The organism is Mammaliicoccus fleurettii (assembly GCF_003970575.1).
Classification (GTDB): Bacteria; Bacillota; Bacilli; order Staphylococcales; family Staphylococcaceae; genus Mammaliicoccus; species Mammaliicoccus fleurettii.
The window spans coordinates 1-13,654 of sequence record NZ_RXWZ01000043.1 but is presented as its reverse complement, the minus strand read 5'-3'; the positions used below and the strand labels follow the sequence as shown (position 1 = coordinate 13,654).

Annotated in this window: 13 protein-coding genes and 1 other annotated feature; of the genes, 9 read left to right on the top strand and 4 right to left on the bottom strand. The window is 33.6% G+C overall.

Annotation, left to right across the window (positions count from 1 at the left end; all coding sequences use genetic code 11):
* The first annotated feature begins 4 nt into the window (after nucleotides 1-4).
* Nucleotides 5-1,459, top strand: coding sequence for a carbon starvation CstA family protein (locus tag CD129_RS03610; RefSeq protein WP_115337915.1), 1,455 nt, complete (start codon nucleotides 5-7; stop codon nucleotides 1,457-1,459).
* 167 nt (nucleotides 1,460-1,626) lie between these two features.
* On the opposite strand, the gene metE is transcribed toward CD129_RS03610, so the two are convergent.
* From metE to CD129_RS03590, 4 genes are read right to left on the bottom strand one after another with little or no spacing between them, the layout of a single operon-like run.
* Nucleotides 1,627-3,876, bottom strand: coding sequence for a 5-methyltetrahydropteroyltriglutamate--homocysteine S-methyltransferase (gene metE / locus CD129_RS03605; protein WP_115337914.1), 2,250 nt, complete (start codon nucleotides 3,874-3,876; stop codon nucleotides 1,627-1,629).
* Nucleotides 3,870-5,708, bottom strand: a complete 1,839-nt coding sequence (locus CD129_RS03600; RefSeq protein WP_078357172.1) for a bifunctional homocysteine S-methyltransferase/methylenetetrahydrofolate reductase — start codon at nucleotides 5,706-5,708, stop codon at nucleotides 3,870-3,872. The genes metE and CD129_RS03600 overlap by 7 nt, the downstream gene beginning before the upstream one ends.
* Nucleotides 5,665-6,837 carry a cystathionine beta-lyase MetC gene (gene metC, locus CD129_RS03595; RefSeq protein ID WP_115337913.1) on the bottom strand — a complete coding sequence of 391 codons (1,173 nt, stop codon included), beginning with the start codon at nucleotides 6,835-6,837 and terminating at the stop codon, nucleotides 5,665-5,667. The genes CD129_RS03600 and metC overlap by 44 nt, the downstream gene beginning before the upstream one ends.
* On the bottom strand, nucleotides 6,834-7,940 hold the full coding sequence (locus CD129_RS03590; protein ID WP_107509096.1) for an aminotransferase class I/II-fold pyridoxal phosphate-dependent enzyme: 1,107 nt from the start codon (nucleotides 7,938-7,940) through the stop codon (nucleotides 6,834-6,836). The genes metC and CD129_RS03590 overlap by 4 nt, the downstream gene beginning before the upstream one ends.
* A gap of 71 nt (nucleotides 7,941-8,011) precedes the next feature.
* Nucleotides 8,012-8,324: a binding site (T-box leader), on the bottom strand.
* Between the two features lie 182 nt (nucleotides 8,325-8,506).
* Between CD129_RS03590 and CD129_RS03585 the strand changes: the two genes are divergently transcribed.
* From CD129_RS03585 to CD129_RS03550, 8 genes are all read left to right on the top strand, one after another.
* Nucleotides 8,507-9,343: a ParB/RepB/Spo0J family partition protein gene (locus tag CD129_RS03585; protein WP_115337912.1), complete on the top strand. Its 837-nt coding sequence runs from the start codon at nucleotides 8,507-8,509 to the stop codon at nucleotides 9,341-9,343.
* A gap of 11 nt (nucleotides 9,344-9,354) precedes the next feature.
* Complete coding sequence (locus CD129_RS03580) at nucleotides 9,355-10,239, top strand: mechanosensitive ion channel family protein (protein ID WP_115337911.1); 885 nt, start codon at nucleotides 9,355-9,357, stop codon at nucleotides 10,237-10,239.
* Nucleotides 10,240-10,262: 23 nt separating this feature from the next.
* On the top strand, nucleotides 10,263-10,460 hold the full coding sequence (locus CD129_RS03575) for a DUF951 domain-containing protein (protein WP_078357167.1): 198 nt from the start codon (nucleotides 10,263-10,265) through the stop codon (nucleotides 10,458-10,460).
* A 3-nt stretch (nucleotides 10,461-10,463) separates the two neighbouring features.
* Complete coding sequence (gene ychF / locus CD129_RS03570; protein ID WP_115337910.1) at nucleotides 10,464-11,564, top strand: redox-regulated ATPase YchF; 1,101 nt, start codon at nucleotides 10,464-10,466, stop codon at nucleotides 11,562-11,564.
* Nucleotides 11,565-11,926: 362 nt separating this feature from the next.
* The gene (gene rpsF, locus CD129_RS03565; protein WP_078357165.1) at nucleotides 11,927-12,220 is read left to right on the top strand and encodes a 30S ribosomal protein S6; all 294 of its coding nucleotides are present in this window, start codon (nucleotides 11,927-11,929) and stop codon (nucleotides 12,218-12,220) included.
* Nucleotides 12,221-12,249: 29 nt separating this feature from the next.
* The gene (gene ssb / locus CD129_RS03560) at nucleotides 12,250-12,780 is read left to right on the top strand and encodes a single-stranded DNA-binding protein (RefSeq protein WP_078357164.1); all 531 of its coding nucleotides are present in this window, start codon (nucleotides 12,250-12,252) and stop codon (nucleotides 12,778-12,780) included.
* Nucleotides 12,781-12,837: 57 nt separating this feature from the next.
* Complete coding sequence (gene rpsR / locus CD129_RS03555) at nucleotides 12,838-13,080, top strand: 30S ribosomal protein S18 (RefSeq protein WP_078357163.1); 243 nt, start codon at nucleotides 12,838-12,840, stop codon at nucleotides 13,078-13,080.
* Nucleotides 13,081-13,236: 156 nt separating this feature from the next.
* On the top strand, nucleotides 13,237-13,527 hold the full coding sequence (locus tag CD129_RS03550; protein ID WP_115337909.1) for a hypothetical protein: 291 nt from the start codon (nucleotides 13,237-13,239) through the stop codon (nucleotides 13,525-13,527).
* Nucleotides 13,528-13,654: the final 127 nt, after the last annotated feature.

Genomic DNA, 13,654 nt, shown 5'->3' with positions numbered 1-13,654 from the left:
TTCAATGATTACATTTTTAGTTTCAATAGTATTATTGATTGTAGGGTATTTTACATATGGTAAGTATATCGAAAAGATGTTTGGTGTTAAGGATGAACGTCCGACACCGGCTCATGATCAAAGGGATAATATTGATTATGTTCCAATGACGACGAATAAGAATTCATTGATTCAATTATTGAATATCGCTGGTGTTGGACCTATTTTTGGTCCAATTATGGGTGCTTTATATGGTCCGGTTGCTTTTTTATGGATTGTATTAGGTTCTATATTTGCTGGTGCTGTTCACGATTATTTAACGGGTATGATTTCAATTCGTAACAAAGGGGCTCACTTACCTGAATTAGCTGGTAAATTCTTAGGTAATGTGATGAAACATTTGGTTAATGTGTTTACGTTATTACTACTTTTATTGACTGGTACTGTGTTTGTTACTAGTCCAGCATTACTTCTACATTCACTAATGGATGGAAAAATTGCTTTAGGTATTATTATCTTTGTTATTTTCTTATATTATTTCTTATCTACAATTTTACCGATTGATAAAATTATTGGTAAGGTATATCCGATATTTGGTTTAATTCTCATGATTTCAGCAGTAGGTATTTTCGTGAGGTTATTGATGACAGGAGCAGAGATTCCAGAATTAACTTTAAAGAATATGCATCCTGATTCTGCACCGATATTCCCATTATTATTCTTTACTATCACGTGTGGTGCTTTATCTGGTTTCCATGCGACGCAATCGCCAATTATTTCTAGAACGACAAATAATGAAAAGAATGGCCGTAAAATATTTTATGGCATGATGATTGCTGAAGGTATTATCGCTATGGTTTGGGCTGCAGCGGCAATGAGTTTATTCGGTGGTTATGGCGGACTTCAAGAAGTATTAGCTAAAGGTGAAGCGGCTCTTGTAGTTAGTGAAGCATCTACAATGTTATTAGGCTCAGTGTTTGGTACATTAGCAATTCTTGGTGTTATTGTATTACCAATTACGAGTGGTGATACGTCATTTAGAAGTGCTAGAATGATTCTTGCAGATTACTTTAAATTTGGTCAAAAGAAAATGTGGAAACGATTTGCAATAGCAATACCAATGTTTATTATTAGTTTCATTTTAACAACAGTGGACTTTACAATCTTATGGAGATACTTCTCTTGGGCAAACCAAACTACAGCTACAATAGCGCTGTGGATAGGTGCAATGTATCTATTGTTATCTAAAAAGAATTTCTACGTAGCATTGATTCCTGCATTGTTTATGACATGGAATATATTCACTTATATTTTAAGTCAGCCGATTGGTTTTGGAATGGATTTATCTCTAAGCTACTGGTTATCAGTAGGTCTTACAATTTTATGTAGTATGTATTTCTATTATTTATATCGTAAAAACAGTGAAAATGCGATTGAAATCGATCATCAAATTGGATCTGCAACAGTTTCAAAATACTAAACATCATAATAAGAACCTTTCGGTCTCCACCGAAAGGTTCTTATTTTATATATTTAATATAGGGAAGGAAGTCTGCCATATAGTACTCGCTCAAAAATATTATATGGCAGTGTTATTAGATTTGGAACTAATGGCTAATATAACTGAACCGTGTGTTGGCAGTTCTTTTAATTTGGTTGTTTTACTGTGCTATCTTTACGTAATTTTTCTACTGATTTTACTAGTACAGTTAAAGCTTGTTTAACTTCATCTTCTTGTCTTGTTTTCAATCCGCAGTCAGGGTTTACCCAGAATAGAGAACGGTCAATTTCTTTAAGTGCTCTATCGATTGCTACAGTAATTTCTTCTTCTGTAGGTATACGCGGACTATGAATGTCATATACGCCTAAACCAATTCCTAAATCGTATGTGATATCTTCAAAGTCTTGGATTAAATCGCCATGGCTTCTTGATGTTTCAATTGAAATAACATCAGCATCAAGTGATTTGATTGCATGGATGATTTGTCCAAATTGAGAGTAACACATATGCGTATGAATTTGTGTTGAATCTTGGACTGAAGATGTTGATAATCTGAATGAACGAACAGCTTTATCTAAGTAATCTTCATGATATTCTGAACGTAAAGGTAAGCCTTCGCGCAATGCTGGTTCGTCTACTTGAATCACTTTAATGCCTGATTCTTCAAGTGCTAATACTTCTTCGTTTATAGCTAAAGCGATTTGATCTTGAACTTCGCTACGAGGAATATCAACACGTTCGAATGACCAGTTTAAGATTGTAACTGGACCTGTAAGCATACCTTTAACAGGTTTGCCAGTTAAGCTTTGAGCATATAGTGTTTCTTTAACTGTTAGTGGAGCTGTCCATTTAACATCACCATAGATGATTGGTGGTTTAACAGCACGAGAACCGTATGATTGAACCCAACCGAACTTAGTTACTAAGAATCCATTTAATTTTTCACCGAAGAATTCTACCATGTCATTACGTTCGAATTCACCATGTACTAATACATCTAAACCAATATCTTCTTGAATATCAATCCAACGCTTAATTTCATTTTGTACAAATTCTTCATATTTTTCGTCTGAAATTCTATTGTTTTTCCAATCTGCACGATATTTTCTTACTTCTCTTGATTGAGGGAATGAACCTATCGTCGTTGTTGGTAAATCAGGTAAGTTTAATACTTCATCTTGTAAAACTTTTCTCTCTTTAAATGGCGTTGTACGTTCTGATTTCACGGAATCATAATCGTATTCAAGTTGTTTGAATGATTGACTTTCAAATCGTTCAAATTGAGTTTTTAATTCATTGTATAAAGTGTCATCATTTTCATTAAATAATTGTTTTAAAGCATATAGTTCGTCTAATTTCTCAGTGGCAAAGCTTAAACCTTCTCGAACTGAATCATCTAATGTTTCTTCTTCTAAAGTAACTGGTACATGTAATAATGAAGAAGAAGGCTGAATAACTAATTCATTTGTATATGGTTGTAAAGAGGCAATCAGTTCTTTTTTAGCTTCAATGTTAGTTGCCCAAACATTTCTACCATCAACAATACCAGCAAATAGTGCCTTTTCTTTAGGGAATAAACCATCTTTTATTTGTTGTAAGTTAAATCCATTATCATGAACGAAATCTAAACCAAGACCATAGACAGGCAATTGTCCTACAAAGTTTAAATCAACACGTTCGAAGTATGTTTGTAATACTAAGTTTGTAGATGGAACTTCTTTATTAAAGAATTCATATGCTTCTTTAGTAATATCTTGAAGTTCTTTAGCTTCGTCAGTTACTAAAATTGGTTCATCTACTTGGATATATTCTGCACCAGCTTCAGTTAAACTTTCGAATACTTCTTTATATAATGGTAACAGTGTTCTAACTTTTTCCTCAAAACTTTGGTCTCCGCCTTTTGATAAAGCTACATAAGTCACAGGTCCTACGATTACTGGATGAGATGTTACACCAGTTTCTTTAGAAAAGTTGAATTTTTCTAGTAACACATTGTTATTTACTTTAGGAGTAACGTTATCCCATTCAGGTACGATATAGTGATAGTTTGTGTTAAACCATTTGATAAGTGCACTTGCAACGTGTTCTTTATTACCTCTTGCAATATCAAATAATAATTCATCATCAACAGGACGTCCTTGGAAACGCTCTGGAATGATATTAAATAATAATGATGTATCAAGTACATGGTCATATAATGAGAAATCACCAGCAGGAATTTGATCGACATGATGTTCTTTTTGAATTGTTAAAATTTCTTTATGTAGATCTTGCAATGTTTGATCTAATTCAGCTTTATCTATTTTCTTAGCCCAGTAGCTTTCAATGGCTTTCTTCCATTCTCTTTTTTTACCTAGTCTTGGAAATCCTAAATTTGCTGTTTTAATTGTCATAATATTGCCTCCTTGGTTTGTGTTTCAGTTTTTGATTTTGAATAATTTGCTAATTCAACGGATAAATCATATTTTAAAAATGGTGTAACGATGTACAGACCATTAAAATATTGGTGTATCGCATCAATCAATTGCTTGCTCAAGTTAATACTGAGCTTACGAGTTGCGTCTCGATCGTCTTTAACTTTTTCAAAAGCGTTGAGAACAGTTTCTGATAATTTAATACCGGGAACTTCATTGTGTAAAAATAGGGCGTTATTATAGTTTGTAATTGGCATGATGCCAATAAAGATTGGTGCATCTATATGTTTTGTTGCTTCATATATTTCTTTAACTCTTTCAGGTTCATAGATAGGTTGTGTAATGAAGTATTCCATTCCAGACTCTATCTTTTTTTCTAATCTTTTAACTGCTGGTTCAAGACGTCTTACATTTGGATTAAAAGCGCCTGCTACAGAGAAGTTAGTATTACTTCTTAATGTGTCTCCATCTGCGTTAATACCTTGATTAAATTGGGTAATCATTTCAGCTAATCCACTAGAATTTACATCGAATACACTTGTTGCACCAGGGAAATTACCAACTTTTGATGGATCACCTGTAATAGTTAAAATATCATTAATACCTAGTAACGAAAGTCCCATTAGATGTGACTGAAGACCAATTAAATTTCTATCTCGACATGCTAAGTGTACGAGGGGTCTAATTTTATATTGTTGCTTTATAATGCTAGCTGCTGCTATGTTAGAAATTCTAACGCTTGCTAATGAGTTGTCAGCAAGTGTTACAGCTTCAACACCCGCGTCTTCTAGAGCTTGTATACCATCGAAAAATTTATTCGTATCTAAATGTTTTGGTGTATCAAGTTCAACAATAACGGTCGGTCTTTGTTGAACGAGTTCTTTAATGCTAGGTTCATTTTTATTTTGCTTTTTATACTGTTTTGTCTCTATTGGAATAACATTTTTTTGCTTGATAGGCTTTAAATCTTTAACGACATTTTTGATTTTTTTAATATGTTCTGGTGTTGTACCACAGCAACCACCTATTAATCTGACGCCTTGATTGACAAGTTCTTTAGCTGCGTCAGAAAAGTATTCCGAATTGTTATTGTATTTCAAGTCATTGTCTTCTAAATCCAGCAAACTTGCATTAGGGTAACAAGAAAGATATGCACTGTTAGGAATTTCAATATGTTTATACGTCTTTATCATATGATAAGGTCCGTGGTGACAGTTTAAACCAACAACATCTGCGCCTTCTCTTAGTAATGCCTCTAATGCGTCAGGTATAGGTGTACCATTTCTTAAATAATTAGTATTACTTGCTGTAAGTTGAGCAATAATCGGAATGTCATATTTCGCTTTTGCATCTTTTAAGACGGTAAGCAGCTCTTCTAAATCATAGTAAGTTTCAAATAGAATGCCATCTACACCTTCATTTACAAGTGTTTCAATTTGAATTTCTGTATGATACTGAATAGCCTCTATAGATAAGTCACTCTTTTTTATGTTACGAAAGCCACCTACAGTACCTAATATAAACGTATCTTTATTGCTTGCTTTTTTAGCGATTTGAACAGCTTCACGATGTATTTCTTTGACGCGATGCTCTAAATTGAAGTCTTTTAGCTTTTCGAAATTAGCACCGTAAGTGTTCGTTTGAATGATATCAGCACCTGCTTCTATATATGAGCGGTGTATTTGTTCTACTTTTTTAGGATGAGTAAGGTTATAACTTTCTGGGCAAGTGTCTAATCCTTCTGAGTAAAAGATTGTTCCAATTGCACCGTCAGCCACTAAAATGCGGTTCTTCAATGCTTCTTTCAGATTCATATATAGCCTCCTTTAATGCCCAATCGATATCTGTAATCAATTCTCTGACATCTTCCAATCCTACTGATAGTCTAAATAAGCCGTTTGTAATACCACGTTCAGCTCTAATGTTTTCAGGTATAGCTGCGTGACTCATTGTAGCTGGGTGAGAAAGAATGGTTTCAACACCACCTAAACTTACAGAAACTAAAGGTATATTTAGATGGTCAACAAATGCTTGTGCTTTTGATTCATCTTTAAGTCTGAATCCTAATACGGCACCACCATTTTTAGCTTGTCTTAAATGTGTGTCATTTGTTATTGGATAGTAAACAGTTTCAATTGCTTCATTTTCAATTAAATATCTATAAATTTGTTCAGTATTGCTAACAGATTGTTTAAATCTAATTGGTAATGTTTTTAAATGCTTAGCAAGTGTCCATGAATCATAGACGCTTAATCCTGAGCCAGTTCCATTTTGAATTAAGTAAATATCATTTTTAAGTTGGGGATCATTTACGATAACAGCGCCAGCAATCAGGTCACTATGACCTCCTAAGAATTTCGTTGCAGAATGAATGACAATATCTGCTCCAAGTTTCAAAGGAGACTGTCCTAATGGTGTCATGAATGTATTATCTACGGCTAAAAGTGCTTCATTTCTACGAGCAATTTGTCCAACACCATTAATATCAGTTACTTTAAATAGCGGGTTAGATGGTGTTTCTACATAGATAAGCTTTGTATTATCCTGTACAGCGTCTTCTACTTGTTGTAAGTCTGTTTGGTCGACAGTTGTAAATTCGATTTTGAATTTTTTTAGTATTTGTTCTGTTAATCTGAAAGTACCTCCGTATACATCATCAGGAAGTATAACGTGATCTCCAGGTTCTAATGTAAGGAATACAGCCGTTACTGCAGCTATCCCAGAACTGAATGCAAATCCATAATTACCGCCTTCTAAATCGGCTAACTTTTCTTCGAGTAACTTTCTGTTAGGATTACCACTTCTTGCGTAATCAAATTCAGTATTACCACCTAATGTTTGTTGGTGATATGTTGATGAATAATATAATGGTTGGTTGCTTGATAAATGTTCATTACCTCTAGTGGAGTCTAATATTAATGACGTTTCTTTTGAATAACTCATAATGACACCCCTTCTTTCTTTGATTTTTTTAGAGCTTGAAGTATATCTGCGTAAATATCTTCATAGTCTTCAATTCCGATTGATAGACGAAGTAGATATTCGTCGATACCACGTTTATCTTTTTCTTCATCGGCCATGTCTACATGCGTTTGTGTATATGGAAAAGTGATGAATGTTTCAGTGCCACCAAGACTTTCGGCAAATATACATAAATCAATATTTTGTAAAAAACGATCTACACTGTAAGCTTTGTTTAATCTAATGCTTAACATGCCTGTTTGCCCTGAATAAAGTACTTCATCAATGCTTTCAATTGACTGAAAAGAAGCGGCTAATTTTTGGGCATTTTCGGTAGCACGATCAAGTCGTATGTGTAATGTTTTTAAACCTCTTAGTAATAAATAACTGTCGAAAGGTGATAGTGTTGCACCAATCATATTGTGAAATTGAGCAAGTAGTTCACCTAAATAATCGTCTGATACGGTTACAATGCCTGCTAATACATCATTATGACCACTTATGTATTTTGTAGCAGAATGTAATACAATGTCAGCTCCATCTTTTAATGGTGTAGAAAAGTAAGGTGTTAAGAATGTATTATCAATAATTGTTAAAATATTTTTAGACTTCGCTATTGCATACAATGGTTCTAATTCCACTGTGAACATTAATGGATTTGATACGGGTTCTATAAAGAAAGCTCTCGTATGCTCATTGATAGATGCATTGACCTCTTCAATATTTGAAAAATCGATGTATTTAAACTTAATGTTGTATTGTTTTTCATAAAATTCAAAGATTCTAAATGTGCCACCATATAAATCATATGAAACGAGAATTTCATCATTTGGTTTAAATAAGTTACATATTAATTGAATACTTGCCATACCACTAGAAGTTGCAAATGCGTATTTTCCACCTTCTAATTTGGCAAATGCTTCTTCGAATTGTGAGCGAGTTGGATTCTTAGTCCTCGTATAATCGAAGCCAGTTGAACATCCTAATTTTTCATGTTGATAGGCTGTTGAAAGATATATAGGATTTGTGGTTGCACCTGTATGATCTTTAGTTAATGAAATTTGAGCGAGTTGAGTAGATTTCATAATAGCCTTCCTCCCTAATGTATTTAAAAATAAAAAAAGCTTCCGTCCTTTAAACCCGATATTAATCGGATGTAAAGGACGAAAGCTTAGCTCGCGGTACCACCTTTGTTCGTAATGACATTACTGACACTACCTCTATAAGTACGTGGTCTCTTGTAAAAGAGTATATAATGGCAGTAAAAATATGAACAAATTCCAGTACGCCATCAACACTAAAGAGACTTTAATACTGTATCGCTATAACGGGCGATCCCGTTGACACCTCAATATCGATGTCACCACTCCAAGGCCATTTTCAATCTTTCTTTCAATATTCCCTTTCAGCAAATGGGAACTCTCTGATAATTGCAGTTTAAGATTTACTTTCCTTTTTATCGTGCTTTTAATTAATATTTCGTTGTTGATATATTACACAATACTATGGGCATATTTTTTTGTCAACAACTTTTCTGAATATTTTAATTTATCGGTCAATTATTCTTTTGTGCATATCATCTTCAAAATTGTTATAATCTAATTTGGATGTTTTACGTGAAACAAATTAGAATATATAACGTGGTGATGAAATGAAAGAAAGAAATCACGAACTTGTTGAAAAGATTTCTTATAACTTTAGTCATGATAAAGTTGTTGAGATTCCTTTAGACAAATTAAGAAGAAATCCATATCAACCTAGAGATTATTTTGATGAAGAAGCTTTAAAAGATTTAACGCAGTCTATTTCACAACATGGTGTATTACAACCAATAGTAGTAAGAGAAACAATTAAAGGATATGACATTGTGGTTGGCGAAAGAAGATTCAGAGCAAGTCAATTAGCTGAGAAAGACACAGTACCAGCAATTATTAAAGTGCTAACTGATGAAGAAATGTTAGAACTCGCTATAATTGAGAATCTTCAACGTGAGAATCTTAAACCATTAGAAGAAGCAAAGAGTTATGCCACAATGATGGCAGAACTAAATTTAAAGCAACAAGACGTAGCAGATAGATTAGGTAAATCAAGATCTTATATTGCTAATGTCTTAAGATTACTAAATCTACCTCCAAGCGTGAAAAGTTTAATCAACGAAGAAAAATTATCAAGTGCACATGGCAGAACTTTGCTTGGAATAGAGAAAAAGCATCAAATCAATCAAGTTGCTAAAAAAGTGATTAAAGAAAATATGAGCGTTAGAGCGTTAGAAGAATATATAAAATTTTTGAATGCTAACGGTCAAGAGAAACCAAAACAACCAAAACATAATAAACCAAGCTTTTTAGTTAAACATGAATATCAGTTGAAAGAGAAATATGGAACGAACATTGATATTTCAAAGACAAAAAAAGCAGGTAAAATTTCACTTGAATTTAATTCTGAAGCAGAATACAAAAGAATTATGGAATTATTGTTAGAAGAATAAGAGGTGTGAAAATGAATAAAATTATGAGCGTCATTCATAAACTAATCGATCCTTTTATGGATCCAGATAATTGGCAAAAATGGATAGAACAAATTTTCATCGGGATATTTTATATTATATTAGCGTTTATTATAATTAAGATACTTCATAAATTAGTCGAGAAATTCTTTACTACGAAATACGGAACTAAGAGGGTAGGGAAGTCTAACAAGCGTGCTAAAACAATGGTAAACCTACTACAAAACATTATTTCATATGTTGTGTGGTTCATTGTTGCTACGACAATATTAAGCAATGTAGGAATAAGAGTTGAAAGTATTATTGCAGGTGCTGGAGTTGCAGGTTTAGCAATTGGTTTTGGTGCTCAAACTTTAGTTAAAGATGTCATAACTGGTTTCTTTATTATTTTTGAGAATCAATTTGATGTTGGAGACTATGTAAAAATTAATACTACGGGTACAACTGTTGCTGAAGGTACTGTACAATCAATAGGGATGAGATCTACGAGAATTTTATCATTTGCAGGAGATTTAACGATTCTTCCAAATGGTACAATGAATGAGATTGTAAACTTCTCAATTCATAATGGTATGGCTATTGTGGAAGTACCTGTATCCATAAAAGAAGACTTAGATGAATTAGAAAGTAAATTATATAAATTTTTACCTACACTAAAAGAAAAATATCAAATTTTCATAAAAGACCCTGAAATTTTAGGTGTAGAAAATGTTACAGCAGTAGAAGCAACGATAAAAATCGCAGGCGAAACAGAACCTAACGAACATGCGACAGGTGCAAGAATATTAAGAAGAGAAATCAAATCGTTCTTTGATAAAGAAGGTATTCAAGCACCAATACCAACTATGGTTTCTTATAATCCTAATAACATTCAATAATCGTCTAATCGGGAGGCTGTAATATGATTAAATCGTATAATTTAAATGATATCGTTGAAATGAAGAAGCAGCATGCATGTGGTTATAATAAATTTAAAATCATAAGACTTGGTGCAGATGTTAGAATTAAATGTGAAGAATGTTCTCGTAGCATTATGCTACCTAGACAAGAATTTAATAAAAAAATCAAAAAAATAATCGAAAAAGGACAAGGTGAATAACATATGGCATTAACAGCTGGCATAGTAGGATTACCTAACGTAGGTAAATCAACACTATTTAACGCAATTACTAAAGCAGGAGCATTAGCAGCGAACTATCCATTCGCAACAATCGATCCAAACGTAGGAATCGTAGAAGTACCAGATCATCGTTTACAAGAATTAACGAAATTAGTTAAACCTAAGAAGACAGTTCCAACAGCTTTCGAATTTACAGATATAGCAGGTATCGTAAAAGGCGCATCTAAAGGTGAAGGATTAGGGAATAAATTCTTATCACATATCCGTGAAGTAGATGCAATTTGCCAAGTTGTACGTGCATTCGAAGACGAAAATGTAACACATGTATCTGGTAAAGTAGATCCAATAGATGATATTGAAGTAATTAATATGGAATTAGTGTTAGCAGATTTAGAATCAGTAGAAAAACGCTATGATAGAGTAGCAAAAATGGCTAAACAGAAAGATAAAGATGCAGTAGCAGAAGAAAAAGTATTAGCAAAAATAAAAGAAACATTAGAAAACAATGAACCAGTAAGAAGCTTAGAATTCTCATCAGATGAAAAATCAATCGTGAAACATTTAAGCTTATTAACATCAAAACCAATGTTATACGTAGCAAACGTAGCAGAAGATGAAGTAGCAAGTCCAGAACACAATGAATATGTACAAAAAATAGAAGAATACGCAAATAACGAAGGATCAGAAGTAATCGTTATTTCAGCTAAAATCGAAGAAGAATTAGCAACATTAGACGATGAAGACCGTGAAATGTTCTTAGAAGATTTAGGCGTAGAAGAAGCAGGATTAGACAAGTTAATCCGCGCATCATATAACCTGTTAGGACTAGCAACATACTTTACAGCAGGAGAACAAGAAGTAAGAGCATGGACATTTATAGAAGGCATGACAGCACCACAATGTGCCGGAATCATCCATACAGACTTCGAAAGAGGCTTCATTAGAGCAGAAACAGTAAGCTATGATGATTTATTGAATAATAACGGTATGAACGGTGCAAAAGAAGCGGGTAAAGTAAGATTAGAAGGAAAAGAATATCTAATGAAAGACGGAGACGTAGTTCATTTTAGATTTAATGTGTAATAGATAGAATTTTAAAGAGGCTGAGACATTGTGTCTCGGCCTCTTTTGTCGTTGTATTTGTTAGTTGAATATGAAGGTATGGACTAGATAGGTAGGAAAATCGCACGATGAGTTTGTAGTCTTCGTGCGATTTGATTGAATTTCTGCTTTTACTGACCCTCTAAAAGCATGTACTCAGAAGGCGTGTTAAAACCATTTATATTTTAAATGATATAGTCACTACTTAATAGTTGCAGTATTGACTAAAAAACATTGTAAAAAGTAATACTCTATGCTATAATTCTTGATTGTGAGTAATGAAAATTATTCCTTGCTTAATACTAAGTTATTAGGCCGCATAGACCACAAGGAGGTGTAAATTGATGAGAACATATGAAGTAATGTACGTAGTACGTCCAAATATCGAAGACGAAGCTAGAAAAGCTGTCGTTGAACGTTTTAAAGGAATCTTAGCTTCAAACGGTTCAGAAATCGTCGAAGAAAAGGATTGGGGTAAACGTCGTTTAGCTTATGAAATCCAAGACTTCACTGAAGGTTTCTACAATATCGTTAGAGTTAAGTCTGAAAATGACGAATCAATCAGCGAATTCGATCGTTTAGCGAAAATCACTGATGATATCATTCGTCACATCGTTGTACGTGAAGAAGAAAAATAATTTAACTTTTAAGATATGGGGGAGATTAAATGATTAATCGTGTTGTATTAGTCGGTCGATTAACTAAAGATCCGGAATACAGAGTAACACCCTCAGGCGTTCAAGTTGCTACTTTTACCTTAGCTATCAATCGTACTTTTACGAATCAGCAAGGTGAAAGAGAAGCTGACTTTATCAACTGTGTTGTATTTAGACGTCCCGCAGAGAATGTAAACAATTACTTATCTAAAGGTAGTCTTGCAGGTGTTGAAGGTCGTCTACAATCTCGTAGCTACGAGAACCAAGAAGGTCGTCGTGTTTATGTAACTGAAGTTGTTTGTGACAGTGTTCAATTCCTTGAACCTAAAGGCGCAAATCAACGTCAATCTGGTAATGATAACCAATCATATAACCAAAATAATAACGAGTTCCAAAATTATGGACAAGACTTTGGTGGTAACCAACAACAAGGACAAAAAGCACCTTCAAATCAACAGTCAAACAATAATCAACAATCAAGTAACCCATTTGCAAATGCTAATGGACCAATTGATATCAGTGATGATGATTTGCCGTTCTAATAGTTGATTGAAACGAATATAAATAAAAAAATTTAAAAAGAAGGGAGGAACACAATCATGGCAGGTGGACCAAGAAGAGGTGGTCGTCGTCGTAAAAAAGTTTGTTATTTCACAGCAAACGGTATTACACATATCGACTACAAAGATACTGATTTACTTAAAAAGTTTATCTCAGAAAGAGGTAAAATTTTACCACGTCGTGTAACTGGTACTTCAGCGAAATACCAACGTTTGCTTACTATAGCTATTAAACGTTCACGTCACATGGCTTTATTACCATACGTTAAAGAAGAACAATAATATATAACGTATAGCAAAACCCTCTAGCACTCAGGCTAGAGGTTTTTTTGTGTCTGAAATTAGGGAGAATACACATAGTAAATGTTACTATATAGGTACAAAATGCTTTCGAAAGTGTATATATAAATAAATTCAACAAAATGGAGTTGTTGCTTAATGACTAAAAGAACAAAAGAAGAAGTCGACGCAGGACTTGAAAAGTATCGAGCAGAAACAAGAGCGGCAGTACTTAAAGGCATACGAGAAGGTAAGGGAAAACCTTTAACAATGAATGAACGTATACGCATAGACAACGAAATTGCGTATCAGAAAAACAAATCATTATCAGAACGTTGGAATGAAGACGCCGAAATGTATGAGAAACGGAATAAAGATGATAAAGCAAAAGAAAAACGTGTAGAAGCGACCAAAGAACGTTTAAGAAAAGACTTTAAAAAAGAGGAATAAAAGGGCAATAATATATAACAAAACCCTCTAGCACTCAGTGAACTGTACCCTGTCAAGTAGACAACTAAATAATAAAAATGGATTTTTGGTCGAATTCATAGCTAAGCTATGGATTCGGCCATTTTTA